Annotated in this window: 26 protein-coding genes, 1 rRNA gene and 2 other annotated features; all 27 genes read left to right on the top strand. The window is 43.1% G+C overall.

Annotation, left to right across the window (positions count from 1 at the left end; genetic code table 11):
• A 5S ribosomal RNA gene (gene rrf / locus K8O68_RS15650) occupies positions 1-99 on the top strand; the annotation flags it as partial.
• A 472-nt stretch (positions 100-571) separates the two neighbouring features.
• Positions 572-1,285 carry an MgtC/SapB family protein gene (locus K8O68_RS15655; RefSeq protein ID WP_230897765.1) on the top strand — a complete coding sequence of 238 codons (714 nt, stop codon included), beginning with the start codon at positions 572-574 and terminating at the stop codon, positions 1,283-1,285.
• Between the two features lie 167 nt (positions 1,286-1,452).
• Positions 1,453-1,929: a CtsR family transcriptional regulator gene (locus K8O68_RS15660; RefSeq protein WP_230897766.1), complete on the top strand. Its 477-nt coding sequence runs from the start codon at positions 1,453-1,455 to the stop codon at positions 1,927-1,929.
• A gap of 16 nt (positions 1,930-1,945) precedes the next feature.
• Entirely contained in the window at positions 1,946-2,485 is a 540-nt protein-coding gene (gene mcsA, locus K8O68_RS15665; RefSeq protein ID WP_230897767.1) for a protein-arginine kinase activator protein McsA, read from the top strand.
• A 2-nt stretch (positions 2,486-2,487) separates the two neighbouring features.
• On the top strand, positions 2,488-3,558 hold the full coding sequence (mcsB, locus tag K8O68_RS15670; RefSeq protein WP_230897768.1) for a protein-arginine kinase McsB: 1,071 nt from the start codon (positions 2,488-2,490) through the stop codon (positions 3,556-3,558).
• A 23-nt stretch (positions 3,559-3,581) separates the two neighbouring features.
• Complete coding sequence (gene clpC, locus K8O68_RS15675; protein WP_230897769.1) at positions 3,582-6,023, top strand: ATP-dependent protease ATP-binding subunit ClpC; 2,442 nt, start codon at positions 3,582-3,584, stop codon at positions 6,021-6,023.
• Positions 6,024-6,197: 174 nt separating this feature from the next.
• The gene (radA, locus tag K8O68_RS15680) at positions 6,198-7,601 is read left to right on the top strand and encodes a DNA repair protein RadA (RefSeq protein WP_230897770.1); all 1,404 of its coding nucleotides are present in this window, start codon (positions 6,198-6,200) and stop codon (positions 7,599-7,601) included.
• Entirely contained in the window at positions 7,576-8,658 is a 1,083-nt protein-coding gene (gene disA / locus K8O68_RS15685) for a DNA integrity scanning diadenylate cyclase DisA (protein WP_230897771.1), read from the top strand. The genes radA and disA overlap by 26 nt, the downstream gene beginning before the upstream one ends.
• A 197-nt stretch (positions 8,659-8,855) precedes the next feature.
• The gene (locus K8O68_RS15690; RefSeq protein ID WP_230897772.1) at positions 8,856-9,944 is read left to right on the top strand and encodes a PIN/TRAM domain-containing protein; all 1,089 of its coding nucleotides are present in this window, start codon (positions 8,856-8,858) and stop codon (positions 9,942-9,944) included.
• A 29-nt stretch (positions 9,945-9,973) separates the two neighbouring features.
• The gene (gene ispD, locus K8O68_RS15695) at positions 9,974-10,672 is read left to right on the top strand and encodes a 2-C-methyl-D-erythritol 4-phosphate cytidylyltransferase (RefSeq protein ID WP_230897773.1); all 699 of its coding nucleotides are present in this window, start codon (positions 9,974-9,976) and stop codon (positions 10,670-10,672) included.
• Positions 10,669-11,142 (top strand): 2-C-methyl-D-erythritol 2,4-cyclodiphosphate synthase, encoded by a 474-nt coding sequence (gene ispF, locus K8O68_RS15700; RefSeq protein WP_230897774.1) that lies wholly within the window; start codon positions 10,669-10,671, stop codon positions 11,140-11,142. Before ispD ends, ispF begins: the two co-directional genes overlap by 4 nt.
• 73 nt (positions 11,143-11,215) lie before the next feature.
• A complete protein-coding gene (gene gltX, locus K8O68_RS15705; protein WP_230897775.1) occupies positions 11,216-12,670 on the top strand; it encodes a glutamate--tRNA ligase in 1,455 nt (484 codons plus the stop codon).
• 11 nt (positions 12,671-12,681) lie between these two features.
• Positions 12,682-12,913 (top strand) — a binding site (T-box leader).
• Between the two features lie 118 nt (positions 12,914-13,031).
• Positions 13,032-13,685, top strand: coding sequence for a serine O-acetyltransferase (gene cysE, locus K8O68_RS15710; protein ID WP_230897776.1), 654 nt, complete (start codon positions 13,032-13,034; stop codon positions 13,683-13,685).
• Between the two features lie 33 nt (positions 13,686-13,718).
• The gene (gene cysS / locus K8O68_RS15715) at positions 13,719-15,119 is read left to right on the top strand and encodes a cysteine--tRNA ligase (RefSeq protein WP_230897777.1); all 1,401 of its coding nucleotides are present in this window, start codon (positions 13,719-13,721) and stop codon (positions 15,117-15,119) included.
• A complete protein-coding gene (locus tag K8O68_RS15720) occupies positions 15,120-15,530 on the top strand; it encodes a Mini-ribonuclease 3 (RefSeq protein WP_230897778.1) in 411 nt (136 codons plus the stop codon).
• A 4-nt stretch (positions 15,531-15,534) separates the two neighbouring features.
• Positions 15,535-16,290: a 23S rRNA (guanosine(2251)-2'-O)-methyltransferase RlmB gene (rlmB, locus tag K8O68_RS15725; RefSeq protein ID WP_230897779.1), complete on the top strand. Its 756-nt coding sequence runs from the start codon at positions 15,535-15,537 to the stop codon at positions 16,288-16,290.
• A 1-nt stretch (position 16,291) separates the two neighbouring features.
• Positions 16,292-16,804, top strand: a complete 513-nt coding sequence (locus tag K8O68_RS15730; RefSeq protein WP_093052711.1) for an NYN domain-containing protein — start codon at positions 16,292-16,294, stop codon at positions 16,802-16,804.
• Between the two features lie 101 nt (positions 16,805-16,905).
• The gene (gene sigH / locus K8O68_RS15735) at positions 16,906-17,589 is read left to right on the top strand and encodes an RNA polymerase sporulation sigma factor SigH (protein ID WP_235788527.1); all 684 of its coding nucleotides are present in this window, start codon (positions 16,906-16,908) and stop codon (positions 17,587-17,589) included.
• Positions 17,590-17,750: 161 nt separating this feature from the next.
• Positions 17,751-17,900: a 50S ribosomal protein L33 gene (rpmG, locus tag K8O68_RS15740; RefSeq protein ID WP_093052705.1), complete on the top strand. Its 150-nt coding sequence runs from the start codon at positions 17,751-17,753 to the stop codon at positions 17,898-17,900.
• Between the two features lie 55 nt (positions 17,901-17,955).
• Positions 17,956-18,126: a preprotein translocase subunit SecE gene (gene secE, locus K8O68_RS15745; protein WP_370640540.1), complete on the top strand. Its 171-nt coding sequence runs from the start codon at positions 17,956-17,958 to the stop codon at positions 18,124-18,126.
• Positions 18,127-18,190: 64 nt separating this feature from the next.
• Positions 18,191-18,724 carry a transcription termination/antitermination protein NusG gene (gene nusG / locus K8O68_RS15750; RefSeq protein WP_093052702.1) on the top strand — a complete coding sequence of 178 codons (534 nt, stop codon included), beginning with the start codon at positions 18,191-18,193 and terminating at the stop codon, positions 18,722-18,724.
• A 167-nt stretch (positions 18,725-18,891) separates the two neighbouring features.
• On the top strand, positions 18,892-19,317 hold the full coding sequence (gene rplK, locus K8O68_RS15755; protein WP_230897780.1) for a 50S ribosomal protein L11: 426 nt from the start codon (positions 18,892-18,894) through the stop codon (positions 19,315-19,317).
• Between the two features lie 77 nt (positions 19,318-19,394).
• Complete coding sequence (gene rplA, locus K8O68_RS15760; RefSeq protein WP_093052696.1) at positions 19,395-20,138, top strand: 50S ribosomal protein L1; 744 nt, start codon at positions 19,395-19,397, stop codon at positions 20,136-20,138.
• Between the two features lie 37 nt (positions 20,139-20,175).
• Positions 20,176-20,322: a sequence feature (ribosomal protein L10 leader region), on the top strand.
• Positions 20,323-20,358: 36 nt separating this feature from the next.
• Positions 20,359-20,859: a 50S ribosomal protein L10 gene (gene rplJ, locus K8O68_RS15765; protein ID WP_230897782.1), complete on the top strand. Its 501-nt coding sequence runs from the start codon at positions 20,359-20,361 to the stop codon at positions 20,857-20,859.
• Positions 20,860-20,920: 61 nt separating this feature from the next.
• Positions 20,921-21,283, top strand: coding sequence for a 50S ribosomal protein L7/L12 (rplL, locus tag K8O68_RS15770; RefSeq protein ID WP_230897783.1), 363 nt, complete (start codon positions 20,921-20,923; stop codon positions 21,281-21,283).
• A gap of 156 nt (positions 21,284-21,439) precedes the next feature.
• Entirely contained in the window at positions 21,440-22,042 is a 603-nt protein-coding gene (locus tag K8O68_RS15775; RefSeq protein ID WP_230897784.1) for a class I SAM-dependent methyltransferase, read from the top strand.
• A 392-nt stretch (positions 22,043-22,434) separates the two neighbouring features.
• On the top strand, positions 22,435-25,974 hold the full coding sequence (gene rpoB, locus K8O68_RS15780; RefSeq protein ID WP_230897785.1) for a DNA-directed RNA polymerase subunit beta: 3,540 nt from the start codon (positions 22,435-22,437) through the stop codon (positions 25,972-25,974).
• Positions 25,975-25,998: the final 24 nt, after the last annotated feature.

Consider the following 25,998-nt stretch of genomic DNA (forward strand, 5'->3'; position numbering starts at 1 on the left):
GAGGTCACACCCGTTCCCATGCCGAACACGGAAGTTAAGCTCTCCAGCGCCGATGATAGTTGGGGGATCTCCCCCTGTGAAAGTAGGACGTCGCTGGGCTCAAAGGCATTCTCAGAAGAGGATGTCTTTTTTGTGTTTTTAAAAAATACCTTAAACCTTTCCGGCTAAAAGCTGATTACTTTTTTTGGACAGGTGTTTCGCTGATTGGGCATCGATTATCGCTGATAGAACTCAAATTTCGCTGATTGAGCATCTATTTTCGCCGATAGAACGTGATTTTCGCTGATTGAACCCAAAATTCGCTGATAGACCCCTCATTTTCGCCGATAGAACTCAAAATTAGCTGTTAGACCACCTAATTCAGCTGCTCGACCCCTCCTTTTCCACGATAGGCAATAAAAAATCGTTTCTGAAGCCGTCCATTACTGCCCAAATCGCCAATTTTCGCTGTAAAAGCCCTTTAATTAAACCCATGATTTATATAACTTTTTAAAGGGTATTGAATGTCTACTGTGGAATAATAATGAACCATAGGCCAAAAATTGTAACCTTTATTAGGAGTGAAACATAGATGGAGTGGGCTGGTATAATGGATAACGAATTAGTTATTATGGCGACGAGGCTGTTTGTAGCAGCATTATTAGGTGGTCTCATTGGATTAGAAAGAGAAATTAGTCATCACTCGGCTGGATTCCGTACGCATATGTTAGTGAGTGTGGGATCGTGCCTGGTGATGCTATTAGCTTTTTTCGGGTTTCAGGATTATTTGGCTGCAAACACAGAAGTGGTCAGGTATGATCCTTCCCGTCTGGCTTCATATGTCATTTCAGGAATCGGTTTTTTGGGAGCTGGAACGATTCTAGTTCAAGGATACTCAATCCGGGGGTTAACGACGGCAGCTTCCATCTGGGTGGTTGCAGGCATAGGCCTGACAGTAGGGGCAGGAATGTTCGGTGCCGCTTTTTTAACGACCATTATTGTGATTTTGAGTTTGTTTTTTCTTGGAAAAGTAAGATTTCGTAAAGGAGAACATGCGCTGAAAAAAACACTTACCATTATGGCAGAAGAAGAAAATAGCCGGCTAAATGAAATGGTACAGATTTTAGAAGCAAATCACATTAGTATTCATAGTATGAAAACGGAAAAACAAAATATATATAACGAAAATCCAATGATTGAATATCGTTTATTAGTGGAATATAAAAATGAGAATGCAATTAATGCAGTGCTGGATGAGTTACATAGGCTTTCTTTCGTAAAACAAGTATTAATAGAGAAAGAATAGAATGAAAACGAATAAGATTGACGAAAATAAATAAGGTGCACATCAAATTAGTTGCACCTTTTAAAAAAAACGATATAATAGAGACAAAGTCAAATATAGTCAAAGTCAATATAAAGTTTATATTAAATTTATAAGCATCTGCTTTGCGGGCAAAGGAGGGGGATGCGGTGAGGAATATTTCTGATCTGATTGAGCATTACCTCAAGACAATCTTAGAAGGAAACAGAGAAGAGGTTATTGAAGTAAAACGAAGTGAGTTAGCCGAACAGTTTGATTGCGTTCCTTCTCAAATAAATTATGTGATCCGCACCCGGTTTACTGTAGAAAAAGGCTATATGGTCGAAAGTAAACGGGGAGGCGGAGGGTATATCCGTATTATTAAAGTCAAAGCAGATAATCAGCTCGCATTGTTTGACCAGTTAATTGAACTTAGCGGAAGCCGCGTTTCCCAGACTGCGGCCAATAATATGATTGCACGTCTTTTAGAAGAGGAAGCTGTCACGCAAAGAGAAGCAAACCTTATGAAGAGCGTGATGGACAGAGAGGTTATTCATATTAAACTTCCTTTCAGAGACGAATTGCGGGCTCAAATGTTAAAAGCTATGCTGACTGCCCTGAAGTATAAAGAGTTTAATAAACCTTAGATGAGGAGGGGATGATATGCTCTGCCAAGAGTGCCAGGAACGCCCGGCCAGCTTGCATTTCACGAAAATCATCAATGGGGAGAAAACTGAAATTCATGTGTGTGAAACGTGTGCCAAAGATAAAGGAGACCAGTTCCAGGGTTCAAACAACTTTTCAATTCATCAATTGCTTTCAGGCCTTTTGGATGCAGGTCAATCAATATCTGCTTCACAATCTCAACCCTATAAAAAAACTCAGCCTGACTTAAAGTGCCCGAGTTGCGGGATGGGATACAAGCAGTTTGCCAAAGTGGGAAGGCTGGGCTGTGCCGATTGTTACCGGACTTTTAACCAAAAGTTAGAACCGGTTTTTAAAAGAATACATGGAGGAAACTCGGTACACTCCGGTAAAATACCTAAGCGGAAAGGCAAAGATTTGCACGTACACCGCGAAATTGAAAATTTAAAAGAGAAAATGAAAAAGCTGATAGAGCAGGAAGAGTTTGAAAAAGCTGCAGAAACGAGGGACCGTATCCGCTCTTTAGAAGAAAGCCTGAATAATAAGGGGGGAGCGTGAGTATGTCATTACAGCCTTTTATTAATGAAGCAGTCAGTCCCTGGATGAAAAATGAAGGGCCGGAAGCTGATATTGTTATAAGCAGCCGGATCCGCCTTGCCCGAAACCTGCAGGATGTGACCTATCCTCTTTTGGCAGATAAGGAACAGCTGGAAGAGATTGTGGGAAAGGTGGAAGATAAATTTGCGGGGCATTCTCACCGCAGGTTTGGACAGCTGGAACTCCTCAAAATGAATAATTTAAAGACTAATGAAAAGCGGGTGCTGGTGGAAAAGCATCTGATAAGTCCCAATCTTGCAACTGATTCTAAAGCTGGAGCTGTGCTTCTCAGTGAAGATGAGTCACTGAGTGTGATGGTTAATGAAGAAGACCATTTACGGATTCAATGTCTTTTGTCAGGTTTCCAATTAGATGAAGGGCTTAAATATGCCAATGATATGGATGACTGGATGGAAGAAAAACTGGATTTCGCTTTTGATGAAAAACGAGGGTACTTAACAACCTGTCCTACGAATGTGGGTACAGGCCTCAGGTCTTCTGTCATGATGCATTTGCCGGCACTTGTTCTTACGAAAAACCTGAACCGCATCCTTCCGGCTATCAACCAGCTGGGCCTTGTCGTCCGTGGTATTTACGGCGAAGGCAGCGAAGCTCGGGGGAACCTGTTTCAGGTTTCCAACCAGACAACTCTCGGAAAATCGGAAAAAGATATTGTAGAAGATTTACGCAACGTCGTCACACAGCTTATCCAGCAGGAACGGGCAGCAAGAGAAACCCTGCTTGAACAGTCACAAAATAAATTGGAAGATAGAATCTACCGTTCCTACGGCATCCTTGCCTACAGCAGAAGAATGGAATCAAAAGAAGCGATGCAAAGGCTGTCGGACGTGAGACTCGGGATTGATATGGGGTTAATAAAAAATGTAAATGGCAAGATTCTTAACGAATTAATGATTTTGACTCAGCCCGGTTTTCTCCAGCAATATGCAGGGGAAAAGCTGAACTCAGAACAGAGGGATGAACGAAGGGCAGCTGTCATAAGAGAAAGATTCAACCTTGAAACAAACGGTTAATTATAAGATGGAGGTGTAAGTAAATGATGTTTGGAAGATTTACTGAACGCGCACAAAAAGTTTTAGCACTGGCCCAGGAAGAAGCAGGAAGATTAGGCCACAGCAATATAGGCACAGAACATATTCTGTTAGGTTTAGTCAGTGAAGGAGAAGGGATTGCGGCTAAAGCACTGTCGGCTTTAGGACTTGGATCTGAAAAGATTCAGACTGAAGTGGAAAATCTGATTGGCCGCGGAGAAGAAAGTACAAAACAAATTCATTATACACCAAGGGCTAAAAAAGTTATTGAGCTGTCTATGGATGAAGCGAGAAAGCTTGGCCATTCTTATGTAGGGACAGAACACATTCTTCTCGGACTGATCAGGGAAGGAGAAGGGGTGGCAGCCAGAGTTTTAAATAACTTGGGTGTCAGCCTGAATAAAGCAAGGCAGCAAGTTCTGCAGCTGCTCGGATCAAGCGAGTCAGCCAACAGCCAGCAGCAGTCTTCTGCAGGTACAGGGGCCGCTAATGCCAACACGCCTACTCTTGACAGTCTTGCCCGTGATTTAACCGCTATTGCCAAAGAAGATCAAATTGACCCGGTTATCGGCCGTGCCAAGGAGATAGAGCGGGTTATACAGATTCTCAGCCGGCGTACTAAAAACAACCCTGTTTTAATTGGTGAGCCGGGCGTAGGTAAAACAGCTATCGCAGAAGGGCTTGCTCAACAGATCATTAACAATGAAGTTCCTGAGACACTGCGGAATAAACGGGTTATGACTCTCGATATGGGAACTGTGGTAGCTGGAACTAAATACCGCGGGGAGTTTGAAGACCGGTTGAAGAAAGTGATGGAAGAGATTCGGCAGGCAGGCAACGTTGTCCTGTTTATTGATGAGCTTCATACGTTGATTGGAGCTGGTGGTGCAGAAGGTGCGATTGACGCTTCCAATATTCTGAAACCTTCACTGGCAAGGGGAGAGCTTCAGTGTATAGGTGCTACCACGCTTGATGAATACCGTAAATATATTGAGAAAGATTCAGCCTTGGAAAGACGTTTTCAGCCGATTCAGGTTGATGAACCGACTAGTGATGAGTCTGTCCAGATTTTAAGTGGCCTGAGAGACCGGTATGAAGCGCACCACCGCGTCACTATTACTGATGATGCGATTGAGGCAGCGGTGCAGTTGTCAGACCGTTATATATCTGACCGGTTCCTTCCGGACAAAGCGATTGATTTAATAGATGAAGCAGCTTCCAAAGTTCGTCTGCGTTCTTATACAGCGCCTCCTAATTTGAAAGAAAAGGAACAGAGCCTGGAAGAGCTCCGTAAAGAAAAGGATGCAGCGGTTCAAAGCCAGGAGTTTGAAAAAGCAGCCTCCTTGCGTGATAAAGAGCAGAAATTGCGGGAAGAGCTTCAAACTATGAAAAATGAGTGGAAAGAAAAGCAGGGTCAGGAGAACTCAGAAGTGACCACAGAAGATATTGCTTCAGTTGTATCAACATGGACGGGAATTCCTGTCAGTAAATTGGCCGAAGAAGAGACAGATCGTCTGCTCAGAATGGAAGAAATTCTTCATAACCGTGTCATCGGACAGGAAGAAGCCGTCCAGGCCGTTTCAAAAGCTATTCGCCGGGCAAGGGCAGGGCTGAAAGACCCTAAACGACCAATTGGTTCATTTATTTTCCTTGGACCTACCGGGGTTGGTAAAACAGAACTCGCCAGGGCAGTAGCTGAGTCTTTATTTGGTGATGAAGATGCCATTATCCGAATTGATATGTCCGAATTTATGGAGAAACATACGACAAGCCGTCTTGTCGGTTCACCTCCTGGTTATGTGGGCCACGAAGAAGGCGGGCAGTTAACAGAGAAAGTCCGTCGCAAACCTTACTCAGTCATTCTTCTTGATGAAGTTGAAAAAGCGCATCCGGAAGTATTTAATATTCTTTTACAAGTCCTTGAAGACGGCTTCCTGACTGATTCAAAAGGCCGCAGGGTAGACTTCAGGAATACGGCGATTATTATGACTTCAAACGTGGGTGCGAGCACGTTGAGACAGGAGAAAAGTTTAGGGTTTACTGCTCAGCGGGACGGACAGGACTATAAAGATATGAAAGGGAAAGTCATGGGCGAACTTAAGAAAAGCTTCCGTCCTGAATTCCTGAACCGTATCGATGAAATTATTGTCTTCCATTCCCTTGAAAAAGAACACATTAAAGAAATTGTTTCACTCATGGCTAATGAGCTTACTAAGCGGCTTGCAGAGCAGGATATTGAGTTTGAATTAACAGAAGAAGCGAAAGCAAAAATTGCAGACGAAGGGTTTGACCCGGAATACGGAGCGCGTCCTCTTCGACGGGCCTTGCAAAAACAAGTTGAGGACCGCTTATCTGAAGCGCTCCTGCGCGGAAACATCAAAAAAGGTGAATCTGTAAAACTGGATGTCAAAGAGGGCGAATACACCGTGAGTTCTGCAGGAAATTAAAAGTAAATTTTGCTGGAGCGACAAGCAGGTTAAGTTTATAACAGGGGGGAAGTCAAAGTGTATACTGCGACTTCTCCCTTTATATTTTTACTAGCGGTTGCTTTTCCTTCATCATCCTTACCTAGCCGTGATAAAATAAATAAACAGGATGTTCAAGGAAAAGAGGTCGTGTAAATGGCTAAACGCAAAACAAAATTTGTCTGTCAGGATTGTGGCTATGAGTCCACTAAGTGGATGGGAAAATGTCCAGGCTGCCAGAACTGGAACACATTAGTGGAAGAGATAGAAGCAGAGCCAGCCGGAAGAAAGCGGGGCTTTGTAACGGGTGGCAAAAGAACCGCAAAACCTGAGCCTATAACCACAATCGAACGAACTGAAGAAGAAAGAATCAGTACACATATAAAAGAGCTTAACCGCGTATTAGGAGGCGGAATTGTTCCTGGATCTCTCGTTCTGGTCGGGGGCGATCCGGGGATAGGGAAATCCACCTTGCTTCTTCAACTTTCCGCCACACTTTCTGAACGAAAAGAACGGGTCCTTTATATATCAGGTGAGGAATCGGTTAAACAGACAAAGTTGAGAGCAGACAGACTTGGCATTGGGAATGACCAGTTGTTTGTTTTAGCCGAAACTGATGTGGAACATATCGAGAAAGTGATTGAAGAGATGAATCCGACGCTCATTATCATTGACTCTATTCAAACAGTTTATCTTGAAGGTGTAACAAGTGCACCAGGAAGTGTTTCACAAGTAAGGGAATGTACATCGGCATTTATGCGCATAGCTAAAACAAAAGGAATTGCTATCTTTCTTGTCGGGCATGTAACCAAACAAGGTTCTATTGCAGGACCGCGGATTTTAGAGCATATGGTTGATTGCGTACTTTACTTTGAAGGAGAGCGCCACCATACCTATCGTATTTTAAGAGCGGTAAAAAACAGGTTTGGGTCAACCAATGAAATTGGGATTTTTGAAATGAAAGAGGCTGGTCTCGAGGAAGTGCTGAATCCTTCAGAGATATTCCTTGAAGAAAGATCATCAGGAGCGGCTGGTTCCGCTGTCGTTGCCTCAATGGAAGGGACAAGGACAGTTCTGGTAGAAATACAGTCACTGATCTCTCCTACAAGCTTCGGGAATCCAAGAAGAATGGCCACTGGAATTGACCATAATCGTATTTCTTTAATTATGGCAGTATTGGAAAAACGGGTCGGTATGATGCTCCAAAATCATGATGCTTATGTAAAGGTAGCGGGAGGCGTCCGTCTGGACGAACCTTCAATAGATCTGGCGATCGCTGTTTCCATTGCTTCAAGTTTCCGGGATTCACCAACAGCCCCGGCAGATGTAATTATAGGGGAAGTCGGCCTGACTGGAGAAGTAAGACGTGTAACACGTATTGAACAGCGGGTCATTGAAGCGGCCAAACTCGGTTTTGAACGTGTAATTATTCCTGAGAAATCGGCAGGAGGGTGGACGCCCCCTGAAGGGATAGAAGTAGTGGGTGTCACCAGTGTAAATGAAGCAATCGAAGTCACGTTAGGAGGAATATCGAGTGGATCACCAACGTTCGAATTATGATGAAAATTTTATAAGCAATGTGCTGCATCTAGTAGCGCCCGGGACAGCTCTTCGGGAAGGCATCGACAATGTCCTTCGGGCAAAAACCGGCGGCTTGATAGTCCTTGGTTATAATGAAGAAATGATTAACCTTGTGGACGGCGGATTTTTTATAAATAGTGATTTCTCCCCTGCTTATCTTTATGAACTGGCTAAAATGGACGGAGCAATCATTTTAAGCGAAGACGGCGGGCGGATCCTTTACGCTAATACACAGCTCGTCCCGGAAAATACGATTTATTCCACTGAAACCGGGATTCGCCACAGAACGGCACAAAGAGTAGCTAAACAGACTGGCAACCTGGTTATTTCCATTTCCCAGAGGCGGAATGTGATTACCCTTTACCAGGGAGAGTACAGATATGCACTTAAAGATATCGGTGTCATTTTAACAAAAGCAAATCAGGCCATTCAGACACTGGAAAAGTATAAATCCGTACTTGATCAAAGTATAACTAACCTTGGCGCATTGGAATTTGAAGAACTTGTGACCTTCCACGAAGTTTCCCAGGTGATGCACAGGGTAGAAATGGTTTTAAGAATTAAAGGAGAAATACTCAATTACGTGAATGAATTAGGAAACGAAGGACGGCTTATCTCTATGCAGCTGGAAGAGCTGGTTCTTAACATGGAGAATGAAGCCTTGCTTTTAATTAAAGATTATATAAAAGACGAAAAACAGGACCCTGTGGAAACGTTAAAAAAATTAAAACGTCTGTCAAATGATGAGCTGCTGGATGACCATGTAATCGTTAAGCTCCTTGGGTACGGGAAGATCACTAACCTTCAGGAACAGGCTGTTTGTCCGAGAGGCTACCGGATTTTAAATAAAATCCCACGTATCCCGCCCATGGTTGTAAGTAACCTGATAAACAGATTCAAGGAGCTGCCTTATATAATGAGAGCAAGCATTGAAGAACTTGATGAAGTGGACGGTATTGGGGAGGCGAGAGCCAAAAAAATAAAAGACGGTTTAACAAGGATTCAGGAGCAGCTTTTCATAGACCGGCACATTTAAATGAATGGTGTCTAAAAAAATCATCTATTGACGAAAAGATTTTAAATAGATATAATGGATTATTTAGTATTATTGACAATGTAATTACCCGGTGATAAGGTATTTATATGCTTGAATATGTAATTTTTTGTGAAATTTAACCTTTTATGTTTGGAATTCGGGGTCTTGTCTATAATAACTAGAAGGAGGTGAAGTTTATGCTTCGCAAAATTGTACAATTGGTAATTCTGTTTATAGGTGGTACTGTCGGTTATCTGTTTATACCTGATCTTATTCATTTTCTAAATATTAACGGCACCCCGGAGTGGCTGATTAACGGTTATTTTGGAGCAGTATTAGGTGCACTTATATTATATTTATCTCTTTATCTGTTTGTAGATAACATTGTCAGTTTTATCCGGCTTGCAGAAGATACACTTGTTAAATTTCCGGTGACAGACCTTCTGTTTGGCACGGTGGGCCTGGTCATTGGTCTGATGTTAGCCTTTCTGATTACCGTTGCTTTAAACAGTGTGGAGATCCCTGTTTTAAGTTCTGTTTTGCCGCTTATTCTTACGTTGTTTTTTGGTTACTTAGGCTTTCAGGTTGGTTATCAGAAGCGTGATGAATTAATGGGGCTGTTTCCCGGCTCAAAAAATTCCAAGAAAAGCGCTGAAGAATCTGAAGAAGAAGTTCACGGAAAACTTAAGATTCTTGATACCAGCGTAATTATTGACGGAAGAATCGCAGATATCTGCCAGACAGGCTTTATAGAAGGAACATTGATTATTCCGGAATTTGTTCTGGAAGAACTCCAGCATATTGCAGACTCTTCTGATGTTCTAAAAAGAAACCGTGGCCGGCGCGGCTTAGACATCTTGAATAAAATTCAAAAAGAGCTGACCGTAAAAGTTGAAATTTATGAAGGTGATTTTGAGGAAATTCAGGAAGTAGACAGCAAACTTGTGAAACTGGCAAAAGTGCTCGGGGGATTTGTTGTTACTAATGACTTTAATTTAAATAAAGTGTGCGACTTGCAAGGCGTGGATGTTCTTAATATTAATGATCTCGCAAATGCGGTCAAGCCTGTTGTCCTGCCCGGTGAAGAAATGGGAGTGCAAGTTATTAAGGACGGCAAAGAACAAAATCAAGGTATAGCTTATTTGGACGATGGCACAATGATTGTCGTCGAGGAAGGAAGAAGTTATATTGGCAAGAATATTGAGGTCATCGTGACCAGTGTGCTGCAAACCTCAGCCGGACGAATGATTTTTGCCAAACCAAAACTGATGGAGAAAGCACTTTAAGGCCCAATAGATATAATAAAGGAGTTCTCATGCGAAATTATCATGTAGTTATTCCAGCGGCAGGCCAAGGAAAACGGATGAATGCCGGTAAGAATAAACAATTCTTAAAAATAGACAATGAACCCCTCCTGATTCACACGCTCCGTGTGTTTGAGGAGGATCTTCTATGTACTGAGATAATCCTGGCAGTAAATAAACAGGAAATAAATCAGATTCAAGAGCTTATTAATGAGTATAATATTACTAAGGCGGTCCGCATTGTAGAAGGCGGCAAAGAGCGTCAGCAGAGCGTATTTGAAGGACTGAAAGTTATTGAAGGAAACCCTGTCGTGCTGATACATGACGGGGCAAGGCCGTTTATAAGGCGCGCAGTTATTCACCAGCTGGTAGAAGTCGCCAATGATAAGGGAGCGGCAGTGACAGGTGTCCCTGTTAAGGATACAATTAAACTGGTAGAGCAAAAACAGATAACACAGACGATTGACCGCTCAAGTTTATGGTCAGTTCAGACACCCCAGGCTTTTCATCTTGAGGAAATACGCTATGCTCATGAAAAGGCTGAAAGAGATGGTTTTTTGGGCACGGATGATGCAAGCTTAATGGAGTACCTTAATCGTCCGGTGGAAATTGTCCAGGGGGATTATGAAAATCTGAAAATAACTACTCCTGAAGATCTGCTTTTTGCTGAGGCCATTATTAAAAAGCGTAAGGAGGATGAACATAATTGAGAATAGGACAAGGCTTTGATGTCCATCAGCTCGTAGAGGGACGCCCTCTTATCCTTGGAGGAATTAACATTCCCCACGATAAAGGCCTGTTAGGCCATTCAGATGCTGATGTACTTTTACATACTATTGCTGATGCATGTTTAGGAGCAGTTGGAGAAGGGGATATCGGTAAGCATTTCCCTGATACTGATTCTGAGTTTAAAGACGCTGACTCTGCCAGGCTTCTTAGCCATGTCTGGGAGATCGTCAAGCAGCACGGTTATACATTAGGTAATGTTGATTGTACGATTATGGCTCAAAAACCAAAAATGGCACCTCATATACCTGCTATCCAGAAGAGAATTGCCGAATTATTGGAATCCGAAGTTTCTCAAGTAAATGTGAAAGCGACAACGACAGAGAAACTGGGGTTCACTGGACGTGAAGAAGGCATCGCTTCCCAGGCAGTTGTTTTGCTGGTAAAAGTATAATTCTCAATGGAACCTTGTAATGTAAAAATGGTAGAATAAAATAAATGAACATTAGAATGGAAGGTGTCATACTATGAGTCAAGAAGTACGTGTGAGGTTTGCTCCGAGTCCAACGGGACATTTACATATTGGCGGAGCACGCGCTGCTCTTTTTAACTATCTTTTTGCGCGAAACCAAAAAGGGAAATTTATCGTTCGGATTGAAGATACTGACCAGGCCAGAAATGTAGATGCAGCGACCGAAAAACTGATGGAAAGCCTAAAATGGTTAGGCATTGAGTGGGATGAAAGTGTAGATGTCGGCGGCCCTCATGAGCCGTACCAGAGCATGGAAAGGCTGGATATTTATAAAAAATACGTCGAACAGCTGATTCAGGAAGGCAAAGCTTACCACTGTTATATGACGGAGGAAGAACTGGAAGCTGAACGTGAAGAACAAAGGGCGCGTGGAGAAACACCGAAATACAGCGGCCGCGACCGGAACCTTACTGAAGAGCAAAAGAAAGCTTATGAAGAAGAAGGCCGGAAACCTGTTGTCCGCTTTCTTGTACCACAGGGGCAGGAAATTACAGTAGATGACAAGGTACGGGGCAAAGTAACATTCGACAGTGACGGGATTGGCGATTTTGTTATTGTACGCCAGGACGGAATTCCAACTTATAATTTTGCCGTAGTGATTGATGATCACCTTATGGAAATTTCCCATGTCATCCGTGGAGAAGAACATCTGTCCAATGCTCCAAGACAAGTATTATTATTTGAAGCATTAGGCTGGACGCCTCCGGTATTTGCTCATGCTTCCCTTATCTTAAATGAAGACAGGCAAAAAATGAGTAAAAGAGATGAATCAATCATTCAGTTTGTTGAACAGTACCGCGATCTAGGTTATTTACCTGAAGCAATTGTGAATTTTATATCTTTATTAGGCTGGTCTCCAGGCGGAGAAGAGGAAATCCTTACAAAGGATGAACTGATCGAACAGTTTACCTTGGACAGAGTTATTAAAGCTCCGGCAGTTTTTGATACCCAAAAGCTTGCATGGATGAATAACCAGTATATGAAGGAAGCGGATGAAGACCGCGTTGTCTGGCTTGCTCTTCCTCATTTGGTAAAAGCCGGGCGTCTTCCTGAGATGATGACTGACGAGCAGAAAAAATGGGCGTATGACTTAATCATTCTTCACCAGGAGAAAATGAGCTTCGGGGCAGAAATTGTTAAGTTGACAGAGTTGTTCTTTAAAGAAGAAATCGATTATAATGGAGAGGCTAAAGAGGTTTTAGCCGGAGAACAGGTGCCTGAAGTGCTCCGCGCCTTTAAAGGTAAATTAGAGGAAGTGGAAGATTTTAAAGCTGAGGAAATTAAAAAAGCGATAAAAGCTGTACAGAAAGAAACCGGCCATAAAGGAAAAAATCTGTTTATGCCTATTCGTGCAGCGGTGTCAGGACAGACCCATGGTCCCGATCTTCTTCAAACCATTTCTCTTTTAGGACGCACTGTCGTCAAAAAACGCTTAGACAGTTTGCTTTAAAATAATAAATAGCTAAAACACTGACGAGGAGAAGTAGGAAGACACCATTCTTCAAAGAGAGAGTCACCGCGGCTGAAAGTGGCTTAAGATAATGTCTTTTGAAATGCACCTCTGAGTCCATTTCCTGAACAGGAACTGCGGTTTCTTAATAGGGATGGCGGAATGGAAAGACCGTTATCTTTCAAAGCGGAGTACCAATACGTACTCAAACAGAGTGGAACCGCGCGATCAAGCGTCTCTGTGTCCTCGTAAGGGCACAGAGGCGCTTTTTTATACTTTTGGCTCTATATAAAGATAAGCCGAGTTTTGAATATCCGGAGCGGAGCCTGAATAAAAGCATACTTGAAAGGAGGGACTGTCTTTGTTTAAAACCTTAAGAAATGATGTTGATGTGGTGCTGGACCAGGACCCTGCTGCCCGTAACCGTTTAGAAGTCATTATAAATTATTCCGGGGTGCATGCGGTCTGGTGTCATCGCCTGGCGCATTGGTTGTGGAACAGGAAACTTTATTTTATTGCCCGTTTTCTGTCCCAGGTCAGCCGCTTTTTTACTGGAATCGAAATTCATCCTGGAGCGAGAATCGGACAGAGGCTCTTTATTGACCACGGAATGGGAGTGGTTATAGGTGAGACGTGTGAGATAGGGAATAATGTGACGATATTTCAAGGCGTCACATTGGGCGGAACAGGAAAAGAAAAAGGAAAACGGCATCCGACCCTGGAAGATAATGTTCTTGTGGCTACAGGGGCAAAAGTTCTCGGGTCCATGAGAATCGGAAAAAATTCCCGGATAGGAGCAGGTTCTGTCGTTTTAAAAGAAGTCCCGCCTAACTCTACTGTCGTTGGTATACCTGGCAGAATTGTCGTCCAGGATGGGGTGAAAGTGCAAAACGATCTGGATCATATCAATCTTCCAGACCCAGTATCAGATAAATTCAGAGCTCTTGAACAAGAGTTATTGCGCGTAAAGAAAGAAATAAAAGAACTGAAAAGGGAGCAATCCCAAAAAAGCTGACCTGTTGAACGATATACTGAGGAGGAAACCTGTATGGCGATTAAACTGTATAATACGTTAACTAGAAGAAAAGAAACGTTTGAGCCTATGGAAGAAGGAAAAATTAAAATGTATGTTTGCGGGCCTACGGTTTACAACTATATCCATATCGGTAATGCCCGCCCGGCAGTAGTATTTGATATGATCCGCAGGTATTTTGAATACCGGGGATTCGATGTACAGTATGTTTCAAACTTTACAGATGTGGATGACAAAATAATAAAAGCTGCAGAAGAAATGGGCGAGGACGTTATGGCGATAGCCGAACGATTTATCAAAGCCTATCATGAAGATACAGGAGCTCTGGGTGTCAAACCCGCAGATGAGCACCCGCGGGTAACGGATACGATGCCGGAGATTATTGAGTTTATTGATCGCCTGACAGAAAAAGGGTATGCTTACGAATCTGAAGGCGATGTGTATTTCAGAACGCGAAAATTTGATACTTACGGCCAGCTCTCTCATCAGTCAATTGATGACCTTCAAGTAGGCGCAAGAATTAAAGTTGGCGAAAAGAAAGAAGACCCTCTTGATTTCGTATTATGGAAATCAGCAAAACCGGGCGAAATATCCTGGAACAGCCCATGGGGGAAAGGGCGGCCAGGCTGGCATATCGAATGCTCGGCTATGGTAAAGAAATATTTAGGGGAGACCATTGATATTCATGCCGGAGGACAGGATCTTGCCTTCCCCCACCATGAAAATGAGATCGCCCAGTCCGAAGCTTTAAATGAAAAGAAAATGGCGAATTACTGGATTCATAACGGCTATATTAATATAGATAACGAGAAAATGTCGAAATCGCTCGGGAACTTTATATTAGTTCATGACATTATTCGACAGTTCGATCCTGAAGTCGTCCGCTTCTTTATTGTGAATGCCCATTACCGCAGTCCAATTAACTTTAGTGACGAACAGCTTAATAGTGCAAAAAGCAGCTTGGAACGGATCAAAACAACTTACCTGAATGTCTCTCACAGACTGGAAGAGACAGCTGATCTGGGAGAAAGTACAGACCGGTGGTTAAAAGAGATTAAAAAGTACCGTGAGCAATTTACGGAAGCCATGGACGACGACTTTAACAGCGCTAATGCGGTAGCTGCCATGTTTGACTTAGTTAAAACAGCAAACAAATATCTTGAAGAGAAGCAAACAAACAAGGGTGTTTTGAAGGCTTTCCTTACAGAATTCGATGATATGGCGTTTGTATTAGGTGTCCGTCTCGGGGAAGAGGAACTGCTTGATGAAGAGGTTGAACAACTAATAGAAGAAAGAATAGAAGCAAGAAAGAACAGGGACTTTGCGAGAGCAGATGAAATCAGAGACCAGTTAAAAGACCAGAACATAATTCTGGAAGATACGCCACAAGGAACGCGCTGGAAAAGAGGGCAGTAAATGAAACTGAACAAAGAAATCCGCGAGCCGGAACAGTTAAACCCTTTGGCGCTGGCTTATATGGGGGATGGGGTGTTGGACACTTATGTCCGGTACCGCCTGATTTCGAGCGGACAAGTCCGGCCTAATAAACTCCACAAAGAAGCGACACAGTATGTCTCTGCTAAATCGCAGGCTTTTGTTCTCAGGGCCTTATTAGATGAAGGAATATTTTCCGAAGAAGAACTGGCGATTGTCAAACGGGGCAGGAATGCCCGATCAGGAACTGTTCCTAAAAACACGGACCGTGCCACTTACAATTTGAGCACAGCGTATGAAGCCCTCATTGGTTATTTATACGTAACAGGACGCGAAAAAAGAATGGATGAGCTCGTCTTAAAAAGTTTTGAAATGATTGAAAGAAAGGAGTGATAACATGTCAGGCAAACAAGATTTAATTGCGGGTAAAAATCCCGTTCTGGAAGCTTTAAAAGGGGATCATACTATAAATAAAATTTGGATAGCCGAAGGTTCTCAGAAAGGGCAGATGAATCAGGTTATCAGCTTAAGTAAAAAGAAAAAAGTGCAAGTGCAGTTTGTTCCTAAGAAAAAGCTGGATCAGATGGTGGACACTGATAATCATCAGGGGGTAGCAGCTCAAATTGCCGCTTATGAATATCAGGATATTCAGGTACTATTCGACAGAGCTGCAAAAAAAGGCGAATCACCGTTTTTTTTGCTGCTGGATGAGCTCGAAGATCCTCATAACCTTGGATCAATACTAAGGACGGCAGATGCAGCTGGCGCCCATGGAGTTATAATACCTAAAAGACGATCAGTAGGTTTGACTTCCACAGTAGCAAAGTCTTCTGCGGGAGCTATAGAGCATGTCCCTGTTGCCCGGGTGACTAATCTCGCGAGAACAATCGAGGAATTAAAAAAACAGGGATTGTGGTTTATTGGAACAGACGCGCGGGGTGAGTCAGATTATCGCGAAGTGGATGTTAATATGCCTCTTTGCCTTGTTATTGGGAGTGAAGGTAAGGGTATGAGCCGGCTTGTAAAGGAAAAATGTGATTTTCTTGTAAACATTCCATTAGCAGGCAAAGTTACATCACTTAATGCCTCAGTAGCTGCAAGTCTTCTGATGTATGAAGTGCTCCGGCGGCGCCCTTCTCCGGAGATGAACTAGGATGAGAAAGGTGCTGCTGGTAGACGGCTATAACATTATAGGAGACTGGCCGGAACTGAAAGCACTCCAAACGTCGGACCTTGAGTCGGCCAGAGACCAGCTTATAGAGAAAATGGCCGAATACCAGGCGTATACAGGGGTTGAAGTGACAGTTATATTTGATGCCCACATGGTCCCGGGCCTTGGCAAGAAATATAATAACTACGCGCTAAACATTATTTATACAAGGGAAAAAGAGACCGCGGATGAACGAATCGAAAAACTTGTGAAGGAATGGAAAAGGGTCGACACACAGATCTATGTAGCGACCTCCGATTTTGTTGAACAGAGAGTTATTTTTGCGAGCGGAGCCTACAGAAAGTCGGCCCGTGAGCTTAGGACAGAGATGAAACAGATCGAACGAGGCATTGAGAAAGAAGTAAAAAAGACAAAAAAAGCGACAGCAAAAACGAAGCTCCCCATAACAGAAGAGATGGCTGAAATTTTTGAAAAATGGCGCCGGGGGCAAAGATGACATCTTGACGCTTTTTAATTTCTTCCTGTATACTGATGTTATATTTAGACAATTCTTTAATTTATGCGCTTCCATTTACTTGAGATTGACTGGCTTTTCTTATGAGAAAAAGACAGGGCGGAGGGATTGCGGTGGCTTTAAACCTCATTGAGACCGGGCTTCAGGATAAGTTTCGGCAATTAGACGATGAAAGTCTCGTGCAATATGTACGGGAAGGGGACAGCGGTGCGCTGGAGTACTTGATTAATAAGTACAAGAACTTTGTGCGGGCAAAAGCCCGTTCGTATTTTTTAATTGGAGCGGATCATGAAGACATTGTTCAGGAAGGTATGATCGGACTCTTTAAAGCTATTCGTGATTTTAAAGGGGACAAGCTGTCCTCGTTCAAAGCATTTGCAGAATTATGTATAACGAGGCAAATTATCACCGCAATTAAAACAGCTACACGCCAAAAGCATATTCCGCTTAATTCTTATGTTTCTCTGGACAAACCTATTTACGATGAGGAATCGGACCGTACCCTTCTCGATGTAATTTGCGGATCTAAGTTAAGCGATCCTGAGGAATTGCTGATTAACCAGGAAGAGTTTGATGATATTGAAGACAAAATGGGAGAGATTTTAAGCGACCTGGAGAGGAAAGTGCTCATGCACTATTTGGACGGAAGAAGCTACCAGGAGATATCCGCTGATCTTAACCGGCATGTCAAATCAATAGACAATGCTCTTCAGCGGGTCAAACGAAAGCTTGAAAGATACGTAGAATTAAAAGGTGTAAAACTGTAATTCTCACTTTTAAAAACAGGGCTTGCCCTGTTTTTTTAAATTTAAGGTTAAAACGCTGAAGGAAAGTCTATGATAGTGACAAGGCATGATTGACACGGCAGACCGGCGTGTGATAAATTTTACTAGTGTGTATGAGTGTATGTTAAAGAGGAGAGTTGGCTATGTCACAGAAAGTGATTCTTGCCTGCCAGCATTGTCATTCACGAAATTATTCTACGACAAAAACAGCTCAAAACCAATCAGAGCGACTTCAGATAAATAAATACTGCAAGACATGCGGAAAGCATACAGCGCATCTTGAAACGAAGTAACTGAGTGCATTGGGGGGTGTTTTTAGTGGCAGAGACAGCAAAAGCAAAAAAACCGGTGAAATTTTTAAAAGACGTATCGACAGAAATGAAGCGGGTGTCATGGCCTAACCGAAAAGAATTGACGAAATATACCGTGGTAGTTTCAGTGACAGTCATTTTCATTGCGATTTTCTTCGCAATTGCGGATTTCGGAATTTCATCGCTTATTCGTTTGATCACAGGTTAATGGGATCATTTACGAAAATATGAATCCGTCAGAGGAGGGAAGGACGTCACAGTCCTGAACAATCATGGAGAAGAATTGGTATGTAGTTCACACATATTCCGGATATGAGAATAAAGTAAAAACGAATTTGGAAAAACGTGTGGAATCAATGGGTATGACCGATAAAATATTTCGAGTCATCGTCCCGGTAGAAGAAGAAACAGAAATTAAAGATGGAAAATCAAAACAAGTAACGAAGAAGGTCTTTCCAGGGTATGTCATCGTAGAAATGGTGATGACAGATGATTCCTGGTATGTTGTCCGAAATACTCCAGGTGTTACCGGATTTATCGGTTCTTCTGGCGGCGGAGCCAAACCGACGCCGCTTCTGCCTGAAGAAGTAGACGCTATTTTACGTCAGATGGGCGTAGAAGCTCCTGCGCCTGAAGTAGACTTCGAACTGAAGGAGTCCGTGAAGGTTAAAGAAGGACCATTTGCGAACTTTATCGGTACGATTGAAAATATTTCAGCTGAAAAGCAGAAATTAAAAGTACACGTTAATATGTTCGGCCGGGAAACTCCAGTAGAGCTGGAATTCAATCAGGTAGAAAAAATTTAATTCTCTTAAGAAAAATTCTTGCTATCTTAGTTATGAAGTGATAAAATTTGAATGTTGTTAATCAACGTGGACATTCTGTTCACGTTTTTTCCTGCAAACAAGCAGGGTAATGAGTGGGAGAGCAAAAGCTCGGTTTACCACATCACGGACTTAAGGAGGTGTGTCGCGTGGCTAAAAAGGTCATTAAGGTAGTAAAATTACAAATTCCTGCTGGTAAAGCGAATCCAGCGCCACCAGTTGGGCCAGCACTTGGTCAAGCAGGTGTTAATATTATGGGATTCTGTAAGGAATTTAACGCTCGTACGCAAGAACAGGCGGGCTTGATCATTCCTGTAGAAATCACGGTATTTGAAGACCGTTCATTTACATTTATCACTAAAACTCCACCTGCTGCCGTTCTTCTGAAGAAAGCAGCTGGTATTGATACGGCTTCTGGTGAGCCTAACCGCAACAAGGTCGCTACATTGAAGCGTGATAAAGTAAAAGAAATCGCGGAAACAAAAATGCCTGACCTGAACGCAGCAGATGTAGATGCAGCGATTCGTATGGTTGAAGGTACAGCCCGAAGCATGGGAATTACTATTGAAGACTAATTAAACCTGTGCAGGTAAATGGAGGTTGCGAGAAGGACGAGGGTCCTGCCTGATGCCAGGTATCGCAACCTTTATTAGTGGGAGGTCTAACCGCTAAAACCACAATTAAGGAGGAAACAACATTGGCTACTAAAAGAGGTAAAAAGTATGAAGATGCACTGAAACTCGTTGATCGTGAGAAAGTGTATAATGTAGAAGAAGCGATTGAACTTGTTAAGAAGACAGCAGTCGCTAATTTTGACGAAACAGTTGAATTGGCTGCGCGTCTTGGCGTTGACCCTAAGAAAGCAGACCAGCAAATCCGTGGAGCAGTCGTTCTTCCAAACGGAACTGGTAAAACTCAAAGAGTTCTTGTTTTCGCAAAGGGAGATAAAGCGAAAGAAGCGGAAGCTGCCGGAGCTGACTTCGTAGGAGAAGAAGACATGATTAATAAGGTTAGCCAGGGATGGCTTGACTTTGATGTCGTGGTTGCTACTCCTGACATGATGGCTCAAGTTGGTAAGCTTGGACGAGTATTAGGGCCAAAAGGTTTAATGCCTAACCCTAAGACTGGCACTGTTACTTTCGAAGTGGAAAAAGCCGTCAATGAAATCAAAGCGGGTAAGGTAGAATACCGCGTTGATAAAGCTGGAAATATCCACGTTCCACTTGGGAAAACGTCTTTCGACAATGACAAGCTCGTTGAAAACTTTAAAACAATGATGGATACTTTAATGAAAGCTAAACCTGCGGCTGCAAAAGGAACTTACCTTCGTAACGTTTCCCTTGCTGCTACAATGGGGCCTGGCTTAAAAATTAATGTATCAGGATATAAACTGTAGTTGACTTCCCTGATTCAGGGAGTTATACTGTTGATTGTGAATTTAATCGATCATGCCGTAGACAGCAGGTGCACGCAATGTGCTTAATTTCCTGCCGAGGTTTGTAGCGTCGAATACCTATGTTATATAGGGAATAGATTATACTGCCTCCATGTCTGCGCATGGGGGCTTTTTTATGGCTCGCAAACGGTATGAACAATCTTCAATAGGAGGTGTCAGAATGAGCACAGTGATTGAAAAGAAAAGTCAGATTGTTGACGAAATCGCAACTAAACTTAAAGAAAGTCAATCTACAATTGTAGTTGACTATCGTGGTTTGGACGTAGCTGAAGTAACTGAACTTCGTAAACAGCTGCGTGAAGCGAACGTAGACTTTAAAGTTTACAAAAACACAATGGTGCGCCGTGCAACTGAAGCTGTTGAATTAACAGAAATCGATGATCAGCTAAAGGGACCTACAGCGATTGCATTCAGTAATGACGATGTGGTGGCTCCTGCAAAGATTCTTAACAACTTTGCCAAAGAGCACGACGCGTTAGAACTTAAGGCTGGAATCATTGAAGGACGTGTAGCTTCTTTAGAGGAAGTCAAGGCTCTTGCGGAGCTTCCATCCCGCGACGGGTTGCTTTCTATGCTACTCAACGTTATGCAAGCTCCAATCCGCAACTTTGCATTGGCGACAAAAGCAGTTGCAGAACAAAAAGAAGAGCAAGGTGCGTAAACAAACCTTGTCCAATCAGTGCCTGACGGCATAATATATTTTAAACAGGAGGAATTTAATCATGACTAAGCAAGAAATGATCGATGCGATTAAAGAAATGTCAGTTTTAGAACTAAATGATTTAGTAAAAGCTATTGAGGAAGAATTCGGCGTAACGGCTGCGGCTCCAGTTGCAGTTGCTGGCGGAGGCGGCGCTGAAGCTGAAGAAGAGCAAACTGAATTCGACGTAGTTCTTGAGAGTGCCGGATCTTCTAAAATCGGTGTTATCAAAGTTGTACGTGAAATCACTGGTCTTGGACTTAAAGATGCAAAAGCGCTTGTTGACGGTGCTCCGGCTCCAGTTAAAGAAGGCGTTGACAAAGAAGAAGCTGAAGAAATCAAAGGCAAGCTTGAAGAAGCAGGCGCTTCTATCGAACTTAAGTAATTTCCGCTCTTTACGGAGATTAAACGAAAACCCGCTTTGGATGCCAAAGCGGGTTTTCTGTATACTTTGGCTCTCTTGAAAAGAAGTAGTGATATTTTAATAACTTAGCCTGCAGTAAATATTAAACAGAGCCAATAAGAAAGGCAGGGATAATCTGTGGCAGACCATTATTATTCAAAGAAGCCGGCAGTGGAAAGCAATCAGAAGGAAATTCGCGAAGAAATCAGAGGGCAATCCTTTCGTTTCTATGTCGACAGAGGTGTTTTTTCGAAGAGCGGCCTTGATTATGGCACGCGCTTACTGTTAGAAACTTTTCGGGAGCCGGACATCAGCGGGCCTATCGGAGATATAGGGTGCGGCTGGGGGCCGATTGGTATTTCTATTGCGAAATCCTTCCCTGAACGCCCGATTCATATGGTCGATATTAATGAGCGTTCGGTTCAGTTATCTGAAAAAAATGCCCGGTTAAATCAGGCAGGCAATATTAAGATCGATCAAAATAATCTGCTGGACGGATGTGAGAAAGACACTTTTGCTGCCCTTATTACCAACCCGCCTGTCAGAGCAGGAAAAGAGACAGTTTTCGCTCTTTATGAACAGGCAAGAGACGTGTTGAAAGAAAATGGGGAATTATGGGTGGTGCTTCAGAAGAAGCAGGGAGCGCCTTCAACACAGAAGAAGCTTGAAGAGTTGAACTTTGATGTAACAGTGGAAAACAAATCAAAAGGATATTTTATTTTCAAAGCAAAAAAACATTGACTGAATTTGCCGGTTGTGTTAGCATTATTTAATGCGTATGAACATGAAGATGAAAATAGGGTTCTTATGCTCTGTTAAACATCTTCAGCATGAGTGACGGAGATTTCTTGGAAATAAAGTAGATTTAAATAAAAAGGGAATGTATAAAAAAGGGTGATTTGGACAAACTATGAACGTCTTTTATGTTTTTCAGACAAAAGACCTCAGAACCCTTTTTTTCTTTATTTTATATTTTCTGCTTTTCCTTTTACTTTATTCTACAATTTTTATATGAAATCCTCTTTTCTTTAGAAAATAGTACGATGTTATTACGTATCTGTCAAAGGATTTTTGCAATAAACGCCATGCGGTCCTTTTGATGATAAAAACGCTAGGTTTGAGGGGTGAATGAGTTGACAGGTCAACTAGTTCAGTATGGACGCCACCGCCAGAGAAGAAGTTATGCACGAATCAATGAAGTTCTGGATCTTCCAAACTTAATTGAAATTCAAACAGCTTCTTATCAATGGTTTCTTGATGAGGGTATTCGAGAGATGTTTCAGGACATCTCACCAATTGAAGATTTTACAGGAAATTTAGTTCTCGAGTTTATTGATTACAGTTTAGGAGAACCAAAATACCCTGTAGACGAGTCGAAAGAACGAGACGTGACTTATTCTGCGCCACTTCGTGTAAAAGTCCGCCTTATTAATAAGGAAACAGGTGAAGTGAAAGAGCAGGAAGTGTTTATGGGAGATTTTCCTCTCATGACAGACACAGGTACATTTATTATTAACGGTGCCGAGCGCGTTATTGTCTCGCAGCTTGTTCGTTCACCAAGTGTGTACTTCAGTGAAAAAATGGACAAAAACGGAAAGCGCGGCTTCACCACAACAGTTATTCCAAACCGTGGTGCATGGCTCGAACTTGAAACCGATGCAAAAGATGTCGTGTATGTAAGAATTGACCGTACACGGAAAATTCCCGCAACGGTTCTATTACGTGCGCTTGGATTTGGCACTGATCAAGAGATCATTGACTTATTGGGAGAAGATGAATATTTGCGGAATACGCTTGAAAAGGATAACACAGACAGCTCTGAAAAAGCGCTTCTGGAAATCTATGAGCGTTTACGCCCGGGAGAACCTCCAACAGTAGAAAGTGCGAAAAGCTTACTGGAATCCCGCTTTTTCGATCCTAAAAGATACGACCTGGCTAACGTCGGTCGTTATAAAATGAATAAGAAGCTTCATATTAAAAACAGACTGTTTAATCAGCGTTTAGCTGAAACACTTGTAGACCCTGAAACGGGTGAAATTTTAGCGGAAGAAGGCACACTTATTGATCGGCGTGTCCTTGACAAATTAATCCCTTACCTTGAAAATAACGTAGGCTTCCGCCGTCTTAACCTCCAGGGAGGGGTAATTGACGATGAAGATGTCGATCTCCAGTCAGTCATGATTTATTCTCAAGGAGATGACGACCAGCCGATTAAAGTTATTGCTAATGGTGAAATTGATAAGTCCATTAAACATATTACGCCGGCTGATATCATTTCGTCTATCAGTTATTTCTTTAACCTTCTTCATGGGGTAGGAAACACAGACGATATCGACCACTTAGGAAACCGTCGTCTGCGTTCGGTTGGCGAATTGCTCCAGAACCAGTTCCGAATCGGCCTTTCCCGTATGGAACGAGTCGTTCGTGAAAGAATGTCTATTCAGGACGCTAACATGATCACGCCGCAGGCGCTAATTAATATTCGCCCTGTGATCGCGTCAATTAAAGAGTTCTTCGGAAGTTCCCAGCTTTCCCAGTTTATGGACCAGACTAACCCACTGGCGGAATTAACGCATAAACGCCGTTTATCTGCTCTTGGGCCTGGTGGTTTGACGAGGGAACGTGCAGGCTTCGAAGTACGTGACGTACACTATTCCCACTATGGCCGTATGTGTCCGATTGAGACACCTGAGGGTCCGAACATCGGGTTAATTAACTCCTTGTCCAGCTTTGCTAAAGTTAACCAGTTTGGCTTTATTGAGTCTCCGTACCGTAAAGTTGACCATGACTCAGGCAAGGTATCTGCCCAGGTGGATTACCTTACAGCTGATGAAGAGGATAACTATGTAGTAGCCCAGGCGAATGCGAAGCTCGACGAAGATGGGTCATTTATAGATGAAAATATCATCTGCCGTTTCCGTGGTGAGAACATCATCGTTCCGCGGGACCGCGTCGATTACATGGATGTATCTCCTAAGCAGGTTGTTTCTGCGGCGACAGCGTGTATTCCATTCCTGGAAAATGACGACTCTAACCGTGCGCTTATGGGTGCAAACATGCAGCGGCAGGCAGTTCCGCTTCTGGAACCGAGGTCTCCTCTCGTAGGTACCGGTATGGAGTATGTATCAGCTAAAGACTCCGGTGCCGCTGTAGTAGCGAGAACGAAAGGCCGTGTTGAACGGGTAAGTGCGAAATACGTTGATGTACGAACGATTGAAGAAGTCGACGGCAAAGAAGTTGAAGGAAATGTCACCCGTTATAACCTGATGAAATTTGAACGTTCCAACCAGGGAACATCATATAACCAGCGTCCGATTGTCAGTGAAGGGCTGATCGTTGAAAAAGGCGAGATTCTTGCTGACGGTTCGTCTATGGAAAAAGGTGAAATGGCCCTTGGACAAAATGTTCTTGTAGGGTTTATGACTTGGGACGGCTATAACTATGAGGATGCTATTATCCTGAGTGAACGTCTCGTAAAAGACGACGTCTATACTTCTATTCATATTGAAGAATATGAATCAGAATCCCGAGATACAAAGCTTGGACCTGAAGAGATCACCCGGGATATTCCTAACGTCGGTGAAGATGCTTTGAGAAATCTTGATGAACGCGGCATTATCCGGGTCGGCGCAGAAGTAAAAGACGGTGATATTCTCGTCGGAAAAGTCACTCCTAAAGGGGTTACTGAGTTAACGGCAGAAGAACGTCTTCTTCACGCCATTTTCGGTGAAAAAGCCCGTGAAGTCCGGGATACCTCACTGCGGGCGCCGCACGGGGGAGACGGAATTGTTCTTGATGTAAAAGTATTTAACCGGGAAGACGGAGACGAACTTCCTCCAGGCGTTAACCAGCTGGTCCGTGTTTATATCGTCCAGAAGCGTAAGATTCACGAAGGCGATAAAATGGCCGGCCGACACGGTAACAAAGGGGTTATTTCCCGTATCCTTCCGGAAGAAGATATGCCTTACTTGCCGGATGGTACACCAATAGATATTATGCTTAATCCGTTAGGTGTTCCTTCACGTATGAATATCGGACAGGTGCTTGAATTGCACATGGGTATGGCAGCCAGACAACTGGGTATCCATATCGCCACTCCGGTATTTGATGGTGCCCGTGAGGAAGATGTTTGGAGCACAATTGAAGAAGCAGGCATGGCCAGGGATGGTAAGACAGTCCTTTATGACGGACGTTCCGGTGAACCATTTGACAACCGGGTCTCAGTAGGTGTCATGTATATGATTAAACTGGCTCACATGGTTGACGATAAGCTGCATGCCCGTTCTACTGGACCGTACTCTCTTGTAACCCAGCAGCCGCTCGGCGGTAAAGCCCAGTTCGGTGGGCAGCGTTTCGGGGAAATGGAAGTATGGGCTCTGGAAGCATACGGTGCTGCCTATACGCTTCAGGAGATTCTTACAGTTAAGTCTGACGATACAATCGGTCGTGTGAAAACTTACGAAGCGATTGTTAAAGGTGAAAATGTTCCTGAACCGGGTGTTCCTGAGTCGTTTAAAGTCCTTATAAAAGAACTGCAAAGTCTTGGTATGGACGTTAAAATGCTCTCAAGCAATGATGAAGAAATTGATATGCTTGAAATTGACGAGGAAGAAGACCAGTCAAACGATAAGCTTAACCTGAACTTGGAGTCCAGCGGAGAATCTAACGCATAACGGGAGAACTTGAATGTTGAAAGG

The organism is Salipaludibacillus sp. CUR1 (assembly GCF_021028955.1).
Classification (GTDB): Bacteria; Bacillota; Bacilli; order Bacillales; family Salisediminibacteriaceae; genus Salipaludibacillus.